This window comes from Micrococcus sp. HMSC31B01, assembly GCF_001816085.1.
Taxonomy (GTDB): Bacteria; Actinomycetota; Actinomycetes; order Actinomycetales; family Micrococcaceae; genus Micrococcus; species Micrococcus luteus.
In genome coordinates this window covers 1-917 of sequence record NZ_KV825400.1, presented here as the reverse complement: position 1 = coordinate 917, position 917 = coordinate 1, and the positions used below count along the sequence as shown (strand labels likewise).

Genomic DNA, 917 nt, shown 5'->3' with positions numbered 1-917 from the left:
TCGTCGCCGGGGCGGCCGCTCCCGCACGCGGCGCCGCAACGGCGAGGTCGTGGACGGCTGACCCTCCCTTCCGGGCCCCCGGGAGTCTTCTGCACGAATGACCCTTCCGACCGCCGTGCAGGCGGCCGGAAGGGTCATTCGCGCAACGGATCCTCCGCCGTCGCCCGGGCCGTCCGGGCTCAGCCGCGGATGATCGCCGTGCCGGTGCCCTGCCGCTCGATCTCGGCGAGCACCTCCGCGCCCGTGGTGTGCTCGCCGATCGGATTGGGCTTGCCGGTGCCGTGGTAGTCGGACGAGCCGGTGACGAACAGTCCGTGCCGGTCCGCGAATGCGCGCAGCCAGGTGCGCTCCTCCGCCGGGTTGTCCCGGTGCTCGACCTCGACCCCCGCCAGTCCGGCCTCGGCCATCTGCTCGAACACCTCGTCGCCCACCACGCGGCCCCGCATGCGCGCCCGGGGATGCGCGAACACCGGCACCCCGCCGGCGGCCCGGATGAGCGCGACCGCCTCGGCCGGGTCCGGGGCGAAGTGCGGCACGTAGTACTTGGACCGGCCGGCGAGGATCTCCCGGAACGCCGCGGAGCGGTCCGGGACGGCCCCGATCGTCACGAGGGCGTCGGCCAGGTGGGGCCGGCCGATCGTCGCGTTCTCCGCCGCGTGCTCCTGGACCAGCTCCCACGTGATCGGGAAGTCCGCGCCCAGGCGCCGCACCATCTCCTGCGCCCGGATCAGCCGCGCGTCGCGGGCCAGGCCGACCTCCCGCAGCAGGGCGGGGTCCTCGGGGTCGTGCAGGTAGCTGAGCACGTGCACGCTCACGCCGTCGGCGGAGGTGCAGGACATCTCCATGCCGGGCACGAGCGTCAGCCCGGTCTCCCGCGCGGCGTGGGCGGCCTCGGCCCAGCCGGCGGTCGTGTCGTG

The 917-nt window shown here is 75.1% G+C and carries 1 protein-coding gene; it reads right to left on the bottom strand.

Annotated features, from left to right (window positions below; genetic code table 11):
* Positions 1 to 179: 179 nt before the first annotated feature.
* The coding region (locus tag HMPREF3105_RS11375; protein ID WP_070709696.1) for a PHP domain-containing protein at positions 180 to 917 on the bottom strand (738 nt) is incomplete at its 5' end.